Source organism: Amycolatopsis sp. N2S4-7 (genome assembly GCF_058119595.1).
On sequence record NZ_CP172299.1, the window covers coordinates 4,246,694 to 4,265,372 of the forward strand.

17 protein-coding genes are annotated in these 18,679 nt (G+C 72.2%); 4 read left to right on the forward strand and 13 right to left on the reverse strand.

The genetic code is table 11. The features are described from left to right. Positions 1–44: 44 nt before the first annotated feature. The 10 genes from ACH54P_RS19880 to rsmD all read right to left on the reverse strand — a co-directional run bounded on the left by ACH54P_RS19880 (position 45) and on the right by rsmD (position 7,901). Positions 45–1,400: a chondroitinase-B domain-containing protein gene (locus ACH54P_RS19880; RefSeq protein ID WP_489914842.1), complete on the reverse strand. Its 1,356-nt coding sequence runs from the start codon at positions 1,398–1,400 to the stop codon at positions 45–47. A gap of 90 nt (positions 1,401–1,490) precedes the next feature. Continuing rightward, positions 1,491–2,240, reverse strand: coding sequence for a ribonuclease III (gene rnc, locus ACH54P_RS19885; RefSeq protein WP_489914844.1), 750 nt, complete (start codon positions 2,238–2,240; stop codon positions 1,491–1,493). A 13-nt stretch (positions 2,241–2,253) separates the two neighbouring features. Then, positions 2,254–2,436: a 50S ribosomal protein L32 gene (gene rpmF, locus ACH54P_RS19890; RefSeq protein WP_003090635.1), complete on the reverse strand. Its 183-nt coding sequence runs from the start codon at positions 2,434–2,436 to the stop codon at positions 2,254–2,256. A 70-nt stretch (positions 2,437–2,506) separates the two neighbouring features. Further along, positions 2,507–3,109 (reverse strand): YceD family protein, encoded by a 603-nt coding sequence (locus ACH54P_RS19895; RefSeq protein ID WP_489914846.1) that lies wholly within the window; start codon positions 3,107–3,109, stop codon positions 2,507–2,509. 765 nt (positions 3,110–3,874) lie between these two features. Then, positions 3,875–4,603 (reverse strand): DivIVA domain-containing protein, encoded by a 729-nt coding sequence (locus tag ACH54P_RS19900; RefSeq protein WP_489914848.1) that lies wholly within the window; start codon positions 4,601–4,603, stop codon positions 3,875–3,877. Positions 4,604–4,714: 111 nt separating this feature from the next. Beyond that, positions 4,715–5,398 carry a hypothetical protein gene (locus ACH54P_RS19905; protein ID WP_489914850.1) on the reverse strand — a complete coding sequence of 228 codons (684 nt, stop codon included), beginning with the start codon at positions 5,396–5,398 and terminating at the stop codon, positions 4,715–4,717. Further along, positions 5,398–5,898, reverse strand: a complete 501-nt coding sequence (locus ACH54P_RS19910) for a SigE family RNA polymerase sigma factor (RefSeq protein WP_489914852.1) — start codon at positions 5,896–5,898, stop codon at positions 5,398–5,400. Before ACH54P_RS19910 ends, ACH54P_RS19905 begins: the two co-directional genes overlap by 1 nt. A 63-nt stretch (positions 5,899–5,961) precedes the next feature. Then, positions 5,962–6,660, reverse strand: a complete 699-nt coding sequence (locus ACH54P_RS19915) for a ribonuclease domain-containing protein (RefSeq protein WP_489914854.1) — start codon at positions 6,658–6,660, stop codon at positions 5,962–5,964. Positions 6,661–6,801: 141 nt separating this feature from the next. Continuing rightward, positions 6,802–7,287, reverse strand: a complete 486-nt coding sequence (gene coaD / locus ACH54P_RS19920) for a pantetheine-phosphate adenylyltransferase (RefSeq protein ID WP_489914856.1) — start codon at positions 7,285–7,287, stop codon at positions 6,802–6,804. Between the two features lie 53 nt (positions 7,288–7,340). Then, complete coding sequence (gene rsmD / locus ACH54P_RS19925) at positions 7,341–7,901, reverse strand: 16S rRNA (guanine(966)-N(2))-methyltransferase RsmD (protein ID WP_489914858.1); 561 nt, start codon at positions 7,899–7,901, stop codon at positions 7,341–7,343. Between the two features lie 123 nt (positions 7,902–8,024). Between rsmD and ACH54P_RS19930 the strand changes: the two genes are divergently transcribed. Continuing rightward, complete coding sequence (locus ACH54P_RS19930; RefSeq protein ID WP_489914860.1) at positions 8,025–10,142, forward strand: HelD family protein; 2,118 nt, start codon at positions 8,025–8,027, stop codon at positions 10,140–10,142. A 228-nt stretch (positions 10,143–10,370) separates the two neighbouring features. Here ACH54P_RS19930 and ACH54P_RS19935 read toward each other — a convergent pair whose 3' ends face one another. The 3 genes from ACH54P_RS19935 to ACH54P_RS19945 all read right to left on the reverse strand — a co-directional run bounded on the left by ACH54P_RS19935 (position 10,371) and on the right by ACH54P_RS19945 (position 15,044). Next, positions 10,371–14,135, reverse strand: a complete 3,765-nt coding sequence (locus ACH54P_RS19935; protein WP_489914861.1) for an nSTAND1 domain-containing NTPase — start codon at positions 14,133–14,135, stop codon at positions 10,371–10,373. A 230-nt stretch (positions 14,136–14,365) separates the two neighbouring features. Continuing rightward, positions 14,366–14,833: a Clp protease N-terminal domain-containing protein gene (locus ACH54P_RS19940; RefSeq protein WP_489914863.1), complete on the reverse strand. Its 468-nt coding sequence runs from the start codon at positions 14,831–14,833 to the stop codon at positions 14,366–14,368. Positions 14,834–14,840: 7 nt separating this feature from the next. Continuing rightward, positions 14,841–15,044, reverse strand: coding sequence for a helix-turn-helix domain-containing protein (locus ACH54P_RS19945; protein WP_013223678.1), 204 nt, complete (start codon positions 15,042–15,044; stop codon positions 14,841–14,843). 56 nt (positions 15,045–15,100) lie between these two features. Between ACH54P_RS19945 and ACH54P_RS19950 the strand changes: the two genes are divergently transcribed. From ACH54P_RS19950 to ACH54P_RS19960, 3 genes are all read left to right on the forward strand, one after another. Then, entirely contained in the window at positions 15,101–16,495 is a 1,395-nt protein-coding gene (locus ACH54P_RS19950) for an FAD-dependent monooxygenase (RefSeq protein WP_489914865.1), read from the forward strand. A gap of 8 nt (positions 16,496–16,503) precedes the next feature. After that, entirely contained in the window at positions 16,504–17,496 is a 993-nt protein-coding gene (locus ACH54P_RS19955; protein WP_489914867.1) for an LLM class flavin-dependent oxidoreductase, read from the forward strand. A gap of 386 nt (positions 17,497–17,882) precedes the next feature. Then, positions 17,883–18,677, forward strand: a complete 795-nt coding sequence (locus ACH54P_RS19960; protein WP_489914869.1) for an MlaE family ABC transporter permease — start codon at positions 17,883–17,885, stop codon at positions 18,675–18,677. Positions 18,678–18,679: the final 2 nt, after the last annotated feature.

Here is an 18,679-nt window from a genome sequence, read left to right on the forward strand (position 1 = left end):
GGCCATTGTGCCCGCCGGGTACGACAGTTTTTTGAGCGACGCCGTCAGGGCGCCGACGGCCCGACGTCGGCCTTGGTCAGCGGCACCCGGGTGGCGCCCGACGCGAAGTACTCGTCGGCGCCGACGTCGAACGCGCCGCTGCGGGCCTGCAGGTCGAAGTCCTTCGCCGCCGACGGGTACGACCCGGCGCCGGCGTCGATCGCCGGGCTGCCCGGGGCCAGCCGGTACAGGCCCGCCGCGTCCTTGACCAGCTTCGGGTCGACCGCCTTCGACGGGATCCCGGCCGAACCGCCGTAGGTGATGTTGCCCTCGTACTTCACGGTCGACCCGCTCGGCAGCGTCACCAGCGTGCCGGACGTGCCCTTGACGATGTTGTCCGCGACCACGCAGTCCTTCGGCTTGAAGTCGCCGCCGTCGCCGTCGATGACGCTGTTCGAACCCAGCACCGTGTTGTACGCGACCGTCACGCGGTCCGGGCGGTCGTGGAGCTTGCTCGTCGGGCCGCTGTCGGCTTCGTCACCGGAGCCGAACACGATCGCGCGGCCACCGGTGTTGGCGACGTAGTTGTTCACGACCTTGTGGTCGTTGCCGTGGAACCGGATGCCCGACCCGAACAGGAGGTTGCCCTCGACGACGCTGCGGTTGCCGTGGCGCAGCACGATGTAGCCCTTGCTGTCGCGGATCGTGTTGTACCGCACGACGTTGTCCGACGACTTGACGGAAATCGCTTCGCTGTCGCCGTCGGCTTTCTCGAAGAGGTTGTTCTCGATCAGCGCGTTCGCCGTGTACGACTGGTGGTTGCTCAGCCCGAGCCGGATCGACTCACCGCCGTTCGAGCCGGAGAACTGGTGGTTGTAGAAGTAGTTGTGGTGCACGTGGACGCGCTTCGCCATGGCGTCGGACGGCCCGAGGATCTGCAGGAACACGCCCTGGGTGGTGCGGTTCTGGAAGACGTTGCGGTCGACCACCGTGTCGTCACCGCTGACGGTGACCCAGTTGCCGTCGCTCGTGAGCTGGAAGTCGTTGCGGGTCAGGCGGTTGTGCGACGCGTCGGCGGGCACGGTCAGCGAAGCTCCGTTGCGGAACTTGAACCCCCGCAGCACCACGTTCGAGACGCCGCTCGCGAAGGAGAACGTCTTCGAGCCGGTGATGGTGGCCTGGCCGGTGTGCTCGGCGGCGACCGTCACGGGCGCGGAACTGGTGCCGGACCGCTTGATCGAGAGCGTCGAGCCCGCGGAGTAGGACCCGTCGGCGAGCACGATCGTGTCACCGGGGTTCGCCTTGTCCATAGCGGCCTGCAACGCCGACAGCGACGTCACGCGGACCTGCGCGGCCGAGGCGACCGGCCCGGGTACGAGAACGAGAGTCGCCGTGAGCAGGGGAACGAAGAGCAGACGCATCCGCCAAGACCTCTCAGTGAGTACGAGCGCGGCGGATGATCAACACGCTACTGAGGGGCAGGCGGATACGTCAACGCGGGTTCCCGCTGATCAGGACTCCGGTTCGGCCTTCTTCTCGGCCTCGAGTTCGGCCGACAGCGAACGCCAGGCCGTCTCGGCGGCCTTCTGCTCCGCTTCCTTCTTCGTCGACCCGTTGCCGTGACCGAGCGGACGGCCGGCGATGAGGACCGTGGCCGTGAACTCCTTGCGGTGGTCCGGCCCCGTGTCCTCGACCTTGTACTCGGGCACGCCGAGGCCACTCGACGCGGTCAGCTCCTGCAGGCTCGTCTTCCAGTCGAGCCCGGCACCGCGCAGCGGCGCCTCGGCGAGCAGGCCGTCGAAGAGGTGGTGCACGAGCTTGCGGGCGATCTCGATGCCGTGCTCGAGGTAGACGGCACCGATGACGGCTTCCAGCCCGTCGGCGAGGATGCTCGCCTTGTCCCGGCCGCCGGTGAGCTCTTCGCCCTTGCCGAGCAGCAGGTGCGCCCCGAGCCCGCCCTCGCCGAGCCCGCGGGCGACCCGCGCCAGCGCGTGCATGTTGACGACGCTGGCACGGAGCTTCGCGAGCTGACCTTCGGGCAGGTCGGGGTGTGTGGTGTACAGGTGATCGGTGACGACGAGGCCGAGCACGGCGTCACCGAGGAACTCCAGCCGCTCGTTCGGCGGCAGACCCCCGTTTTCGTACGCGTACGAACGGTGGGTCAGCGACAGCCGGAGCAGCTCGGGGTCGAGTGTGACCCCGAGCGCTTCGAGCAACGGCGCCGGATCGGCCGGTGGTCCCCCGGGCGTCTTGCCCCCCATGTCGGCTACCCGATCAGGCGGGCTCGACAACCTGGCGGCCGTTGTGCTGGCCGCACGACGGGCACGCGACGTGCTGGAGCTTCGGCTGCTTGCAGGCGCGGTTGGAGCAGGGCACCAGCTGCACCGGAGCCGCCTTCCACTGGCTGCGGCGGGAGCGCGTGTTGGATCGCGACATCTTCCGCTTCGGGACGGCCACGAGTAGATCTCCTTATGACGGTCTGCTCGCGGTGCGAGCGAACTTTCCTCCGGAACGAGCTGGGCGCTCGTCAGGCTTGCTCAGCTGGGCCCTGCGCAGGCTTCTCGCCCGCATTCTCGTCGAATCGCTCCACGAGTGCGGCCCACCGAGGGTCTATCTTCTCATGCCCGTGTCCGGGCTCGAGATCGGCCCACTTGACGCCGCACTCGATGCACAACCCGGCGCAGTCCTCGGTGCACAGCGGCGCCAGCGGCAGGGCCAGCACGACGGCGTCGCGCACGATGGGCTCGAGGTCGATCCGGTCGTCGACCAGCCGGGGGATCTCGTCCTCGTCCGTGGTCTCCTCGGTGGCCGACCCCGGGTAGGCGAACAGCTCCTGGACCTCGACCTCGACCTCCTCGGTCAGCGGGTCGAGGCAGCGGGCGCAGGCGCCCTTCGCCGTCGCCGTCGCGGTGCCGCTGACGAGCACACCTTCGACGACCGACTCGAGGAGCAGGTCGAGCTCGAGCGTGGAGCCGGCGTCGATGGTGATGACGTCGGGGACGCCGAGCGGCGTCTCCACCGGCACGCTGCGCTTCAGGGCGCGGCTGAGGCCGGCGTGACGGCCGAGCTCACGGGTGTCGATCACCCAGGGGCTGCGGTCGTCGAGCTGGGGGGTCTTGTTCTCGGACATCCAGTCCAGAGTACGCACCGTTGGCGAGGGCTTTTGAGCTGGGACGGGGGATGAGCATCCGGCCGGGGTCGGGACTGGGGGGCCGCGGTGCGCGGGCCGCTCCTTGCGTCGGACCGACTTGGGCTGGGACGGCGGGGCAGGTGAGGTGGGGAAGGCATCCGGCCGATCGGGTCGAGACCGGGTGAGGCCTGTGCCGCGGTAAACAGGCCGCTCCTCGCGCAGGGCCCTCTTGGGCTGGGACGGCGTGAGGGCAGGTGAGGCGCGGAACGCAACCGGCCGACGGGGTTGCGACGGGGTGAGGCCGCAGGGCCGCGGTAAACCAGCCACCCCTCGCGCACGGCCCACTTGCGCTGCGACGGCGAGGGCAAGTAAGACAGGAAACGCGTCCGGCCGACCGGGCCGAGACGAGGCAAGACCGCAAGTGCCGCAGGAAACAAGCCACCCCTCGCGCACGGCCCACCTGAGCTGCGACGGCGAGGGCAAGTAAGACAGGAAACGCGTCCGGCCGACCGGGCCGAGACGAGGCAAGACCGCAAGTGCCGCGGTGAACAGGCCACTTTGGCGCAGAGCCCGCCCCACCAGCCACGGCCCGCCCTCCCAGGGGGAACCTCCAGCCCCATTGAGCGTATCGGCGACGCCCGCACGAAATCCGGGCAAAGCCGCCGTTCAGAGCCAGCTATCCCCACCCAGGCGAAACTGTGGACAACCCCGGACGAAAGCCCGCCGCCCGAGCAAAGGCCAGCGAACCCAGCGGCGAGATTCGGATCACACCTGGTAGTCGTACAGCGTCGGGCGTCCGCCGGAACTCGGCAGGTTCGCCGGCGAGCGGAGGTGGTTGCGGCCCGAGTCGACCGTTCGCAGCGTCGTGGCCAGGAGCTCCGAGAACTCCGCCAGCTTGCCGTCCACGTATGCGTCGCAGTCCGCTCGCTGGCGGTCGGCTTCGGCGTGGGCCTCGTCGACGATGCGCGCCGATTCCGCGTGGGCCGCCTGGACGACCTCCGTCTGCGCGACCAGGCGGGCCTGCTCGGCGCGGCCGTCCTCGATGGCGCGGTCGTACGCGTCGCGGCCGGCCTGGACCATGCGCTCGGATTCCGCGCGGGAGCGGTCCGTGAGGTTCTGGTACTCCGCCTGGCCCGCCGCGACCGTGCGGTCGGCCTGGTCGTGCGCGTCGGCGAGCATCTGCTCGGCGCGGGCGCGCGCGTCGGCCAGGATGCGCTCCGCCTCGTCCGTGGCGTCGGCGATCGCGCGCTCGGCCTCGGCGTTCGCGCCGGCGACCGTCTCGCCCGCCTCCTTGCGGGCGGCGTGGATCAGGTCGTCGCGCTTGTCGAGGACGTCCTGGGCGTCGTCGATCTCCGCGGGCAGTGCGTCGCGGACGTCGTCGAGGAGTTCGAGCACGTCGCCGCGGGGCACCACGCAGCTGGACGTCATCGGGACGCCGCGCGCCTCCTCGACGATGGTGACGAGCTCGTCGAGCGCCTCGAAAACCCGGTACACGGCAACTCCAATCCCCTGTCGCTGTGACCAGTCTGCCCTGATCGGCCGCCGAAGCGGTGAACGCGACCGGCGCCGGGCGTGTCCCCCGGGACCACGCCCGGCGCCGGAGTCCTAGGTCAGCGCCAAGGCCGGATCGGTGATCACCTTCGTGAGCTGCTCCTCGGTCAGCGGGTAGCCGAGGCCGCCGGTGACGATCACCGTCGAGCCGTCGGGGCGGTACAGGAACCCGTTCGTGCCCTCGCGCACCGGAGCGCCGTTTTCGTCCTGGTAGACGAGTTCGGAGAGCACGAGGACGCCGCCGCCGGGCTGCGGGAGCCGGACGCAGTGCGACGCCGTGCCGGACGCGGTGCAGAGCCGGTCGGCCGGGACGACCTGGTGCGCGGCCCGCGCCCCGCGCACCGTCAGCTGGAAGTTGCCGGGCCGTCCGCCCGCGTCGACGAACTCGGCCGTCACGCTCATCCGGTCGGGGCCGATGCTGTCGGCCGACGACCGGCCCAGGGTCAGGTCGTGCACGCCGGGCAGCGCCCGCATGACGGCGTCGCTGAGCGCCAGGCGGATCCGGGACTGCTCGGCGAGCGACGGCGGCACCGGCGCCGCCGCGGGCCCCACCCGGTCCTGCGGCGGGATCCAGAACCACAACGCGGCGGCCACGACCGAGACGGCCGCGAGGACCACCACCGCGGCGGAGCGCGTGCGCGCCTGCCGGGCCCCCCGGTCCGCGACCTCGTCCGGGTCGAACCCGAGCGGCGGTTCCGCGAACCGGACGTCCCTGAGGCGGGTTTCGAGATCGGTCATCACGCACTCCTCTCCGCGCTGTGCTCGAGGACGCCGCGAAGCGTCTCGAGCCCGCGCGCGGCCTGGCTCCGGACGGTTCCTTCCGAGCAGCGCAGCACCTCCGCGACCGCCGACGCCGGGAGGTCGGCGCAGTAGCGGAGCACGACGGCGGCGCGCTGCTTCGGGGGAACTTCGGCGAGGGCGCGCAGGAGCGGGTCGGAAATCCCGGTCTCGGGCGCGGGCGAGGGCTGGTCCGGCACGACGCCGTCACGGCGTTCGCGACGCCGCCAGGGCCGTCGCTGCTCGTCGAGCCAGCAGCGCAGCAGGACCTGCCGGGCGTAGTTGTCGACGGGCCCGCGGCGGGTGATCTTCGGCCAGGTCCGGTACAGCTTCACCAGGGCGTTCTGGACCAGGTCCTCGGCCAGGTGCCAGTCGCCGCACAGCAGGTACGCGGTCCGCCTGAGCACCATGGCCCGTGCCCGGGCGAACTCCCGGAAGTCCGCGTCGTCCGCAGCCCGCATCGCGCCTCCTCGTCGGTGTTCCGGTGTACCTCACGGACGAGGGGGCGCGGCGCGTTGCACGGGTCAGGAATTCAGGTCGATCCGCTTGAACGTGGCGTAGTGGTCGGGTGTGTAGGCCAGCTCGCCGGCCTTGCCGGAGATCACGCGGTCGTTCGTGCCGACGGCGAACAGCCTGTAGTAGCCGGACGCGCAGGCCGGGAGCACGCCTTCGCGGTTCTCGTAGGTCGTGCCGGTGGACGCGCCGCCGCGGACGTTGTCCACGACCGTCTTCGCGGCCGCGGAGAGCTGGGAGTAGCCGATCTTCGCCAGGCCGGACAGGTCGCCGCAGGCGTGCGTCGTGCCGCCGCCGACGTCGATGACCTTGAAGGTGGCGTAGTGGTCGCCGGTGTAGAAGTACTCGCCGCCGCTGCCGGTCACGATGCGGCGCGTGCCGCGGTTGGTCGAGCCGGGCGTGGGCACCGTGTACTCGTGGTAGTAGCCCGACGCGCAGGCCGGGAGGATGCCTTCCCGGTTGTCGAAGACGACGCCGTCGTTCTGCGGGTACGGGAACGGCCCGCCCCGCTGGATCAGGTTGTACGTCGTCGTCGCTTCGGCCGGCAGGGCCGGGAGCGTCGTGTGGGAGAACCCGGAGAGGTTCCCGCAGGCGTTCTGCTCGGCGACGGCCGGTGAACTCGGCACCGCTTCGGCGGCGGTGGCCCCGGCGAACAGCGTGGCCAGGAGCGCGAAGAGGACCGCGACCAGGCGTGATCGGTAGTTGGTCATTTTCGGACCGTAACCCGATCGGATGATCGCCAGAAGACGAGAACGTGAACTCCCGCCCCGGCCGGGCCAAGTCCCGACGAACGGACGGGGCCGATCGACGGGGACCGGACGCCCGGGTTGCGGGAAGTCCGGTGTGGAGGGTCAGCGCCCGAGCTTCGGGAACTTCTCCGAAAGCCGGTCGTAGACGACGGGCGGCACCAGGTGCTCGATGTCGCCGCCGAGGGCCGCGACCTCCTTGACGAGCGAACTGGACACGAACCCGTACGCCGGGTTGTTCGCCATCAGCAGCGTCTCGACGCCGGTGAGCTCGCGGTTCATCTGCGCCATCTGCAGCTCGTAGTCGAAGTCGCTGACCGAGCGCAGGCCCTTGGCGACCGCCGCGATGTCGTTGTCGCGGCAGTAGTCGACCAGCAGGCCCTCCCACGAGTCGATCCGCACGTTCGGCAGCTTCGCGGTGATCTCGCGCAGCATCTCCAGGCGCTCCTCGACCTCGAAGAGGCCCTTCTTGCTCTTGTTCACCCCCACCGCGACGACGACCTCGTCGAACAACCGGCTCGCCCGCTCGATGATGTCGAGGTGCCCGTTGGTGGCCGGATCGTAGGAACCGGGACAGACCGCACGCCGCATGGCGCGGACGCTACCGTGCCGCGCGGCGCCGCGCCCGCTCTTGCGCGAGTGGCTCACGCCACAGCTGTGTACTCCGCCCAGAAGACGGCCGTGTCGCCGTACTTCTTCGCGCGCGACGGTTCGAAGCCCGCCGGCCAGTCCGGCTCGCCGTCGCGCGCGGCGCGTTCGACGACGACCAGCGCGCTCCCGCCCAGCCAGCCGCCCGCGGCCAGCGCCGCGAGCAGCCTCCCGAGCGCGGCCGCGTCGACCGCGTACGGCGGGTCGGCCAGCACGAGGTCGAACGCCTGGGGCGCGGGCGCGGCGACCACCGCCTCGACCTGCCCGGCGCGGACCGTGCCGCCCAGGCCCAGCGCCGCGACGTTGCCGCGCAGGACGTCCACCGCGCGCCGGTCGGCCTCCACGAAGAGGGCGTCGGCGGCGCCGCGGGAAAGGGCCTCGAGGCCGAGCGCGCCGGACCCGGCGTAGAGGTCGAGGACGTGGGCGCCGTCCAGCTCCCCCGCTGTCTCCAGGGCGTTGAACAGGGCTTCCCTTACGCGCTCCGAAGTCGGCCGGGTGCCCTTCGGCGGCACCTTCAGCCGCCGCCCGCCCGCCGTCCCGGCCACGATCCTCGTCACCCCCCGATTGTGGGGGGATGACGCGCGGCACTCAGAACCGGGACACGGGTGTCCCCGTCGCGCCCAACGCGTAGAGTCGTTCTTCGCCCTCGGAGGCGATCCAGAGCTGTCAAGGAGCCATGCGTGTCGGAACCTCGGGTCAGACGGGCCGAGATCGCCATCGAACAAGCCCACGTCGATCGCGTGTACACCCGTCTGGACGAACTGCGGGCCCAAGCCGAGGCGATGCGCACGAAGGGCTACGAAATCGGCCAGGGTGCGCAGCGCGAAGCGATCTTCGAGCAGGCGTCGATGCTGTTCGAGCGCGACATGATGGTCTACCACGCCAACCAGACGCTGCAGACGCTCGACGCCGAGTACGAGGGGCTCGTCTTCGGCAGGCTCGACCACCTCCAGGACGCCGAGCGCGTGTACGTCGGCAGGCTCGGCATCCGCGACGCCGAGTTCGACAACCTCGTCACGGACTGGCGCGCGCCGGCCGCGGCCGCGTTCTACCAGGCCACGGCCGAGGAGCCGATGGACGTCGTGCGGCGGCGCGTGATCCGCTGCTCGGGCCAGAACGTGCTGGACGTCGACGACGACGTGCTGATCGCCGACGCCGTGCCCGAGGACATGCAGATCGTCGGCGAGGGCGCGCTGATGGCCGCCCTGGGGCGTTCGCGCGGCGAGAAGATGCGCGACATCGTCGCCACCATCCAGAAGGAGCAGGACGAGGTGATCCGGGCGCCGTGGCGCGGGGTCACCGAGATCACCGGCGGGCCGGGCACCGGCAAGACCGCCGTGGCCCTGCACCGCGCGGCCTACCTGCTGTACCGGCACCGGCGTCAGCTCGGCGGCGCCGGCGTGCTGGTGATCGGTCCGTCCGGCGTGTTCACCAGCTACATCTCGCGGGTCCTCCCCTCGATGGGGGAGACGAACGTCGAACTGCGCGCGCTCGGCGAAGTCCTCGACGGCCTGGAGGCGACGCGGCAGGACGCGGCCCCGCTGGCGGCGGTCAAGGGGTCGCTGCGGATGCGGAAGGTGCTGCTGCGGGCGTTGCGGGACACGCCGCCGGGGGCGCCGGAGGAGATGCGGATCGTCTACCGCGGCGAGGTGCTCAAGCTCTCGGCGCGGGACCTGGAGAAGGTGCGCCGCAAGGCCCACACGCAGGGCGCGCCGCCGAACCGGTCGCGGATCCGGGCGGCCGAGCTGCTGCTGGACGCGCTGGCGTCGAAGGCCGAGGAGTACGCGAAGGCCGACGGGAAGCCGTTCGACCGGGCGGAGCTGATCACCGACCTGGGTGAGCGGATCGACTTCCACCGGTTCCTGGTGGTGTGGTGGCCGGTGCTGTACCCGGCGCAGATCCTGAAGTGGCTGGGCGAGGAGAAGCGGCTGGCGTCGGTGGCGAAGGGCGTGCTGAACCGGCACGAGATCTCGCTGCTGGCGGCGGACTTCGCGGACCGCTCGCGGGGCTGGTCGATCGCGGACGTGGCGCTGCTGGACGAGCTGCGGGTGCTGATCGGCCCGCCGCCGAAGCGCAAGCGGCGGCAGGTGATCGAGGTGGAGCCGCAGCGGTCCGGCGGCGCCCCGACGCGACCCGAGCACTACGACGAGTACTCGCACGTGGTCGTCGACGAGTCGCAGGACCTTTCGCCGATGCAGTGGCGGATGGTGGGCCGGCGCGGGAAGTACGCGAGCTGGACGGTGGTCGGCGACCCGGTGCAGAGCTCGTGGCCGGACCCGGCGGAGGCGGCGCAGGCGCGCGACCAGGCGTTCGGGGTGAAGACGACCCGGCGGCGGTTCACGCTGCGGACGAACTACCGGAACTCGGCGGAGATCTTCGACCTGGCGGCGAAGGTGGTGGCCGGGCACGCGGAGGCGGACGAGCTGCCGGCGGCGGTCCGCAAGACCGGCGTGGTGCCGGACGTCCGCCCGGTGGAGGCGGCGGGCCTGGCGGCCGCGACGCAGGCGGCGGTCAAGGAGCTGCTGGGCGCCGTGGAGGGCACGGTCGGCGTCATCACGGCGATGGACCGGGTGCCGGAGGTCGCGGGCTGGTTGTCGGATCAGGCGGACGAACGGCTGAAGGTCGTCGGCAGCCTGGATTCGAAGGGCCTGGAGTACGACGCGGTGGTGCTGGTCGAGCCGGTGGACCTGATCACGGAGTCGACGACCGGCCGCCGGGTGCTGTACGTGGCCCTGACGCGGGCGACGCAGCAGCTGACGGTCCTGGCCTCGAACCCGGACTGGCTCCCCCACCCCTGACCCCGAGGGTCGGTTCGCGTACCTGGAGGGCGGCTTCCGCGGTCGTGACACGCTGAAGGGCTCCTTCGAGGGGCGGGAGAGGCGGGGATCCCGTGCCCTTGAAGGAGCCCTTCAGACCCCCGGTGAGTGTTCGTCTTTGGGGACGTTCTCCGTCCGAGGGCATGTCTATCCGATCCGGGTTGTTCGGTGTCCGCGCTCGGCCACCGAACAACAACGCCGAACAACCCGTCAGGGGCAGGGTGGCGCGTAATCGAGGCCGGGGAGGCTGGCCGTCCACTCGGCGTCCGTGATCCGGGGTGCCGCCACCGCACAGATTCTTTCGGCCGCCCGGTCAGGATCGGTTTCCCACAACCGTACCGTGCCGTCCGCGACGGTCCCGGCCAGCGTGTGGCCGTCCGGCGCGTACCGCACGGCGTAGACGCGGTCGTGTTCCTCGGGCAGGACCGCGTACGGCTCGCGGCGGGCGACGTCCCACAGCCGGATGGTGCGGTCGTAGCTGCCGGACGCCAGGGTGCGGCTGTCGCCGCTGAAGGACACCGACAGGACGTTGTCGGTGTGGCCGGTGAGGACCGCCGCGAGGCGCGCGGCGGCCGGGTCGGCGACGTCCCAGAGGCGGACCGAGCGGTCGGCGCCCGCGGTGGCGACGTACCGGCCGTCGGGGCTGTACGCGATCGAGTAGACCGTGTCCGTGTGCCCTTCGAGCTTCGCCAGCGGCCGCGGGGCCCGGGGTGCCGAGATGTCCCACAACCGCGCCGTGTGGTCCCAGCCGGCGCTGGCGAGGGTCCGGCCGTCGGGGCTGAAGGCGAGCGTGTGGACGTCGTCGTCGTGGCCTTCCAGCCGGGCGATCTCCACCGGCCGCAGGCGGTCGGAGAGGTCCCAGAGGCGGGCGGTGTGGCCGTCGCCCGCCGTGGCGAGCAGCCGCCCGTCCGGGCTGAACGCGACCGCGTCGACGTCGTCGTGCAGCCGGTTGAACACCACCGGCGGCCCGGGGTGCCGCGCGTCGGTGATGTCCCGCAGCGTCATCGTGTGGTCCCAGCTGCCGGTGGCCAGGGTCCGGCCGTCCGGGCTGATCGCGACGCCGCAGACCGCGTCGCCGAAGCCGCCGATCGTGGCCAGCGGGCGCGGCGCGGCCTGGTCGGTGACGTCGTGCAGCCGCACCACCTCGTCGTAGCCGCCGGTGGCGAGCACCCCGCGGCCGAAGGCGGCGTGGCACGTCTGCGCCGTGTGCGCGGGGATGCCGGGGCCGGGCAGGTCCCACAGCCGGGCGGTCTGGTCGTCGCTGGCCGTGGCGAGCGTGCGGCCGTCGCGGGTGAACACCGCGGAGACGACGGCGCCGGTGTGCCCGGGCAGGGACGGCAGCTCGCGCGGCTGCCGCGGGTCGCCGACGTCCCACAGCCGGGCGGTGCGGTCGAAGCCGGTGGTGGCGAGGGTGCGCCCGTCGGCGGTGAACGCGACCGACCGGACGATCGCCTTGTGCGCGCCGAGCGACGCGAGCTGGGCCGGGCGAGCCGGGTCGGTGACGTCCCACAGGCGCGCGGTCTGGTCCTGGCTCGCCGTGGCGAGGACGTGCCCGCCGGGGCTGAACGCCACCGCGTGCACGACGTCGGTGTGCCCGGCCGCGATGCCGAGCTGGCGCCGCGAAGCGACGTCCCAGACGCGCGCGGTCTTGTCGGCCGACGCGGAGGCGAGCAGCCGGCCGTCGGCGCTGAACGCGAGGTTGTTGACGTACGAGGTGTGCCCGGTCAGCTCCCCCACCGGCCTCGGGTGGGCGGGGTCCGCGACGTCGTACAGCCGGAGCGTCCCGGCGACGTCGCCGGTCGCGAGCAGCGGCGCCACCGGGCTGAACGCAACCGCGTACGACTTGCCTGGGTGCTGTTCGAAGACGACGCCGGGGCCCGGCCGGGCCGGGTCGGTGACGTCCCAGACGCGGACGGTGCCGTCGAAGCCCGCGGTCGCGACGGTCCGGCCGTCGGCCGAGAAGGCGACGTTGTTGACGTTGCCGTTGTGCCCGGCGAGCGTGCCCAGCGGCGCCGGGTGGTGCCGGTCGTGGACGTCCCAGAGCCGGGCCGTGCCGTCCCAGCTGGCGGTGACCATGACCTGGCCGTCCGGGCGCAGGGCGACGGTGTTGATCCGGCCGGTGTGCCCGGTGAGCCGCGTCGAGTACGGCGTCCCGAACATGCCGAGCACGGAGCTGCGCGCGTCGGCGCTCGGATCGAGGCGGTACGCGGCGAGGGCGAGCTGCGCGGCGAGCGCCGGGTTGGTGGCGCGCATGGCCAGCGCCTCGCCGGCGACCTTCTGGGCGAGCGCGCTGTTGCGCTGGTCGGTGGCCGTGGTCTCGGCGCGCACGGCGTAGGCGGTGGCGGCCACGGCGACGACCAGCAGGACCGCGAGCAGCGCGACCAGCTGCCGGAGCCGCCGGGTGCGGCGGCGGTCGCGCGCCTGTTCGGCGTGCTCGACGGCGAGGCTGGCGTCGAGGAACCGCCGTTCCCGCTGGGACAGCGCGGAATCCTGGCGCGCGGCCCACTCCCGCGCGATGGCCAGGCGGGTGCCGCGGTAGAGCCAGCCGGGGTCCTCGTCGACCGACTCCCAGGCGTCGGTCGCCTCGGTGAGCTGGCGGTGGACGCGCAGGCCCTCGCGGTCTTCGGTGAGCCACTCGCGCAGGCGCGGCCAGCCGCGGATGAGGGCCTCGTGGGCGATTTCGATGCCGGTGTCGTCGAGGGTCACCAGCCGCGCCGCGGCCAGCTCGCCGAGCACGACGGCGGTGTCCTCGTCGTCGGTGTCCAGCTCGGCGCGGCTGATGCGGCGCTTCGTGTCTTCGGTACCTTCGCCGAGCGCGGTCATCCGGAGGAAGACCTGCCGCGCCAGCCGCTGCTGACGGCCCGACAGCGTCGCGAAGGTGCCTTCCGACGTCTGCGCGACGGCCCGTTCGATGCCGCCGGTGGACTCGTACCCGGCGAGGGTGAGCGTGGTGCCGCGGCGGCGTCGCCACGTCTCCAGCAGCGCGTGCGAAAGCAGCGGCAGCACGCCGGGCTGGCCGGTGGCGTCCGCGACGAGCCGGGAGACGAGCGCGTTCTCGACGCGGTAGCCGGCGTCGACGGCGGGCCGCGAGATCGCCTGCCGGAGCTCCTCGGTGGTCATCGGGCCGACGAGGACCTGCGCGTCCTGCATGGCTTCGGCGAGCTCCGGGTGCCGCGCGCAGTGGGTGTAGAAGTCGGTGCGGATGCCGAGCACCACCCGGATCCGGCTGCCGGGCTCGGTGGTCGCGGTGACGAGCGCGTCGAGGAACTGCGCACGGTCCTGCTGGTCCTGGCAGAGGGTGAACACCTCTTCGAACTGGTCGACGACGAGCACGACGTCGGTGTCTTCGCCGTCGACCAGCTGGCGGGCGGCGAGGCCGAGGTTGCGCGGGTGCGCGGCGAAGTCGTCGAGCAGGGCACCGGCCGCGACGCCGAGCGCGGCGGCGAACTTGACGGCGCACTCCTGCAGCGGCCGGGCGCCCGGGGTGAGCAGCACGGCCGGCCCCTTCACGGCGGGCAGGAGACCCGCCCGCAGCAGCGACGACTTTCCCGAGCCGGACGCGCCGAGGACGGCGAGAAAACGCTGTCTCGAAAGCCGCGCGGTGAGCTTTTCGACCAGCCGCTCCCGGCCGAAGAATCGGCTCGCGTCGGCGGGCCCGAATGCGGCCAGCCCCACGTACGGCGGAATTTCCCCTGATGCCGGCTCGGGCGGTGAATCGGCACCGTCCCGGCGCGACTCGTCGGCGACGGCGTGCCAGCGCTCCTCCCATTCCCCCGGCACCCCGCCGCAGGCCCGGACGTACGCCAAAGTGACGGCCAGGCTGGGGAGTTTCCGCCCACCGGCGGCTTCGGACAGCGTGCCTGCCGAGTAGTGCGCGCGCCGCCCGAGCTCGCGGTAGGTCGGATTCCCGGCGCTCTCGCGCAAACGCCGGAGATCGGCGGCGAATTCGGTCAGCAGATCGTCCCCGGGATCCAAGGGTCGCTCCGGACGCGGCACCCGTCCTCCTGTTTCGCCGGTTTTTCTCTTTCCGGTTCGCCCACCGTAGCCAATCGCGCGCGATCAGGTGGCCGGATCCAGCCGACGGCGAACAGCGAGGCGGCCGACGCGGAGTTCGGCGAGCAGATCGGGCCGATCAGGCAGGCGAACCCGGCCGACGGCGGACAGCGTCGCGATCCACACCGAGCTCCGCGAGCAGATCGGGCCGATCAGGCAGGCGAACCCAGCCGACGGCGGACAGCCTCGCGATCCACACCGAGCTCCGCGAGCAGGTCCGCCGCCGGATCGGGCGGCGTCGCCGTCAGCAGGACCCGCAGCAGGGCGAGCGGGTCGCGGGGCTTCGGCATCCCGCGGATCGCCTCGTTGACCACCGCGCGCGCGTTCGACGTCAACGCCCCCGGGGTCACCCGGGCGCGGCGGGGCGGCGTCACCACCGCCGGGCGCAGGCCCTCCACCTCGATGCCCAGTGCGGCCAGGGCCGCCCGGTCCAAGCTGTCGAGGGCCGCTCGCGCGGTGGCCAGGTCGACACCGAGGGCCCGGGCGCCGTCCGGGTGGTGGAGGAGGCCGAGCAGCAGGTGCTCGGTGCCGAGCCGGCGGTCGCCGCGGCGGCGGGACTCCTCCAGGGCCGCCGTCACCACCGTGGCGAACGGGCTCTTGGCGATCAACCGGTCGAGCACGGCGGCCTCACTTCCCGTACTTCGCGTGCACGGACTGGCGGGCGACGCCGAGGGCGTCCCCGATCTGCTCCCACGACCAGCCGCGTTCCCTGGCGTGCGCGACGGCCGCCGCCTCGACCTGCTCGGCGAGCCGGTGCAGCGCGCCGACGGCCCGCAGCGCGACCGCGGGGTCGGTTTCCGAAACCCGCCCCGAAAGCTCTTCCGCTTCCATGGGGTGTCAGTCTAGCCTGACATACATGTCAGTTTGAACTGACAAAGGAGGGCGTCATGGATGTCGCGGTGATCGGGGCTGGCCCGGTGGGCCTGATGCTGGCGGCGGAGCTGCGGCTCGGCGGAGCCACGGTGGCGGTGCTGGACCGGCGGGCCGCCCCGGACGGGCGGCCGCGCGCGAACGGGCTCGGCGGCCGGATCGTCGAGCAGCTGGACCACCGGGGGCTCCTCGACCGGTTCCGGGCCGAAGCCCCGTTCGCCGGGCCGTTCCCCGGCTTCCCCTTCGGGCCGATCCCCCTGGACTTCACCAAGCTCGACGGCGCGCCGCTGCGCGGGCTCATGCTGCAGCAGCCGCGCATGGAGGCCCTCCTGGCCGAACGCACCACCGAACTCGGCGCCGAGATCCGGCGCGGTCACGAACTGCTCGCCCTCGACCCCCTCACCGTCCGCGGCCCGGACGGCGAATACCGCCTGACGGCCCGGTACGTCGTCGGCTGCGACGGCGCGCACAGCCGCGTCCGCGAACTCGCCGGCATCGGCTTCCCCGGCACCACGGACGAAGAACTGCTGCGCCTCGGGCACTTCCGGACGGACGCGCCGTTCGACCTCTTCACCACCACGGCAGGCCTCGCGCGGGGCTGGAACCGCCGTCCCGCCGGCCGCGTGCTGGTGACGTCGCTGACGCCGGGCGTCGTGATCGCCGGTGTCCGCGAGGTGACGCCGGAGCCGCCGGGCGAACCGACCCTCGACGAGTTCCGCGACGCCGTCCGGCGCGTTCTGGGCACCGACCTGCCGCTCGGTGAACCGCTGTGGCTGTCGCGAACGGTGAGTTCGGCCCGGCTCGCCGAGCGGTACCGCGCCGGGAGTGTGCTGCTCGCCGGCGACGCCGCGCACCTCTTCCCGGCCGGCGGCTCCTCGCTCAACGTCGGGCTGCTGGACGCGGTCAACCTCGGCTGGAAGCTCGCCGCCGTCGTCCGCGGCGAAGCCGGCGACCGCTTGCTCGACACCTACCACGACGAGCGCCACCCGGTGGCCGCGCGGACGTTGACGCAGACCCGCGTCCAGGCCCTGCTCGACCGCCTGACCGGCGAGGACGGCGACGCCCTGCGGACGCTCTTCGGCGAACTGGCGGCGTTCGAAGAGCCGACTCGGCACCTGGCCGGGCTGCTGCGGGACGCCGACGCCCTGCCGTACGTGCCCGACCTGCCGCTGACCGTCGGCGGCCGGGCCACCCGGGTGGCCGAGATCATGCGCGCCGCGCGGCCGGTGCTGTTCGACTTCGCCGACCGCGCCGACCTTCGCGAAGCCGCCGGGCCGCACGTGAAGATCGTCACAGCCGGCTGCCCGGACGCCCCGGCCGACGCGCTGCTCGTGCGCCCGGACGGCGTCGTGGCGTTCAGCGGGGACGATCCGGCCGTGTTGCGGGAAGCAATGGCGGCACCGGGGCGTTGACCCCGGTTGTGAGCTCACTGCCTGACGTGCCGCTGTCCGTGCTCGACCTGTCCCCCGTCTCGGAGGGGAACACCGTCGGCGAGACGCTGCGCAACACCCTCGACCTCGCCCGCGCCGCGGAACGGCTGGGCTACCACCGCTACTGGCTGGCCGAGCACCACAACATGCCCGGCATCGCCAGCTCGGCGACGGCCGTGCTGATCGGCCACGTCGCCGACGCGACCGAGCGGATCCGCGTCGGCTCGGGCGGGGTCATGCTGCCCAACCACGCGCCGCTGGTCGTCGCCGAGCAGTTCGGCACCCTGGAGGCGTTCCACCCGGGCCGGATCGACCTCGGCATCGGCCGCGCGCCCGGCACGGACCAGCGCACCGCGCTGGCGCTGCGCGGCCCGGGCGGGCTGTCCGCGGAGAACTTCCCGGAGCACCTCCAGGAACTGATCGGCTACTTCACCCATTCGGAGGCCCGGGGCGTCAACGCCGTGGTCGCCGAGGGCAACCAGCCGCCGGTGTGGCTGCTCGGGTCGAGCGGCTTCAGCGCCCAGCTGGCCGGACGCCTCGGGCTGCCGTTCTCCTTCGCGCACCACTTCGCCGCCGAGAACACCATCCCGGCGGTCCAGCTCTACCGCGAGAACTTCCGGCCCGGGGTCCTGGACGAGCCGCACGTGATGCTGGGCGTGTCGGTGGTCGCCGCCGAGACGGACGAGCGCGCCCGCTTCCTGGCCGGCCCGAGCGGCCTGACGTTCCTCAGCCTCCGCCGCGGCCGCCCGATCGCGCTGCCGACGCCGGAGGAAGCCGCGGAATACCCGTACACCGAGATGGACCGCGCGTTCCTCGCCGAGCGCTTCGGCTCGAGCATCGTCGGCTCGCCGGAGACGGTCCACAAGGGACTGGAGCAGCTGCTGGCCGACACCGGCGCGGACGAGCTGATGATCACGACGATGGTGCACGGCCACGCCGACCGGGTCCGCTCCTACGAGCTGATCGCCGGCCTCAAGGCCTGAGCCGCCTGGACGCCCCGGCCCGCCCGGCCTACCCTGCCTGCCGGGCGGCCCGGGGCGTTCCCGTGCGCGGGAATGGTCACGTCCGCGCAGGTCCGGCACCTCTCCCGCACCCGGGACGGGAATTTCTTTTCCTCCGCTGACAACAAGATCCGGTCCGTTTGTCAGTACTCGACAATAAATACGCGGTTACCAGCCCGTGACCGCGTGATCCTGCTCAAGTTCTTGTCTCCCAGCAAGGCCGTCGTTAGCGTACCGACCAGTAGGAAACGGCACGGCGACCCCCGAGACCGTGAATGGCCGACAATTGTTACCCCGTTCGGACCATTTCCCTTTGCTCGACTCGGGTGTATTCGACGTGCCGGCGAAACCGCTGGGGAGGCACACCAATGGCCGAACGGACGACGACGGCGTCGTTCCCCGGGGCCGCCGCGCTGCGGCAGACCGGACGGCTCTACGGGCTCGGCCTCGACGTCGTCCGGCTGACGTTCCGCCGCCCGTTCCAGCTGCGCGAGCTGATCCAGCAGTTCTGGTTCATCGCGAGCGTCTCGATCCTGCCGACGGCGCTGGTCTCGATCCCGTTCGGCGCGGTCATCGCGCTGCACATCGGGTCGCTGACCACGCAGATCGGCGCACAGTCGTTCACCGGCGCGGCGAGCGTGCTCGCGATCATCCAGCAGGCCAGCCCGATCGTCACGGCGCTGCTCATCGCCGGGGCCGGCGGCAGCGCGATGTGCGCCGACCTCGGTTCCCGCACCATCCGCGAAGAGATCGACGCGATGGAGGTGCTCGGCGTCTCGCCGGTCCAGCGGCTGATCGTGCCGCGGGTGCTCGCCGCCATGGGGGTCGCCGTCTTCCTCAACGGCATGGTGAGCGTCGTCGGCGTGCTCGGCGGCTACTTCTTCAACGTGATCATGCAGCACGGCACCCCGGGCGCGTACCTGGCGAGCTTCTCCGCTCTCGCCCAGCTGCCCGACCTGTGGATCAGCGAGATCAAGGCCCTCATCTTCGGCTTCGTCGCCGGGGTCGTCGCCGCCTACCGCGGGCTCAACCCGAAGGGCGGGCCGAAGGGCGTCGGCGACGCGGTGAACCAGTCGGTGGTCATCACGTTCCTGCTCCTGTTCGTGCTGAACCTCGTGCTCACCACCGTCTACCTGCAACTCGTGCCGCCCAAGGGGAGCTGATC

Excerpts from the sequence above, each read along its gene's own strand:
- ACH54P_RS19880 (WP_489914842.1), bottom strand. The coding sequence starts at position 1,400 with ATGCGTCTGCTCTTCGTTCCCCTGCTCACGGCGACTCTCGTTCTCGTA.
- rnc (WP_489914844.1), bottom strand. The coding sequence starts at position 2,240 with ATGGGGGGCAAGACGCCCGGGGGACCACCGGCCGATCCGGCGCCGTTG.
- ACH54P_RS19895 (WP_489914846.1), bottom strand. The coding sequence starts at position 3,109 with ATGTCCGAGAACAAGACCCCCCAGCTCGACGACCGCAGCCCCTGGGTG.
- ACH54P_RS19905 (WP_489914850.1), bottom strand. The coding sequence starts at position 5,398 with ATGACCGATCTCGAAACCCGCCTCAGGGACGTCCGGTTCGCGGAACCG.
- ACH54P_RS19910 (WP_489914852.1), bottom strand. The coding sequence starts at position 5,898 with ATGCGGGCTGCGGACGACGCGGACTTCCGGGAGTTCGCCCGGGCACGG.
- ACH54P_RS19915 (WP_489914854.1), bottom strand. The coding sequence starts at position 6,660 with ATGACCAACTACCGATCACGCCTGGTCGCGGTCCTCTTCGCGCTCCTG.
- coaD (WP_489914856.1), bottom strand. The coding sequence starts at position 7,287 with ATGCGGCGTGCGGTCTGTCCCGGTTCCTACGATCCGGCCACCAACGGG.
- ACH54P_RS19945 (WP_013223678.1), bottom strand. The coding sequence starts at position 15,044 with ATGGAAGCGGAAGAGCTTTCGGGGCGGGTTTCGGAAACCGACCCCGCG.
- ACH54P_RS19950 (WP_489914865.1), top strand. The coding sequence starts at position 15,101 with ATGGATGTCGCGGTGATCGGGGCTGGCCCGGTGGGCCTGATGCTGGCG.
- ACH54P_RS19960 (WP_489914869.1), top strand. The coding sequence starts at position 17,883 with ATGGCCGAACGGACGACGACGGCGTCGTTCCCCGGGGCCGCCGCGCTG.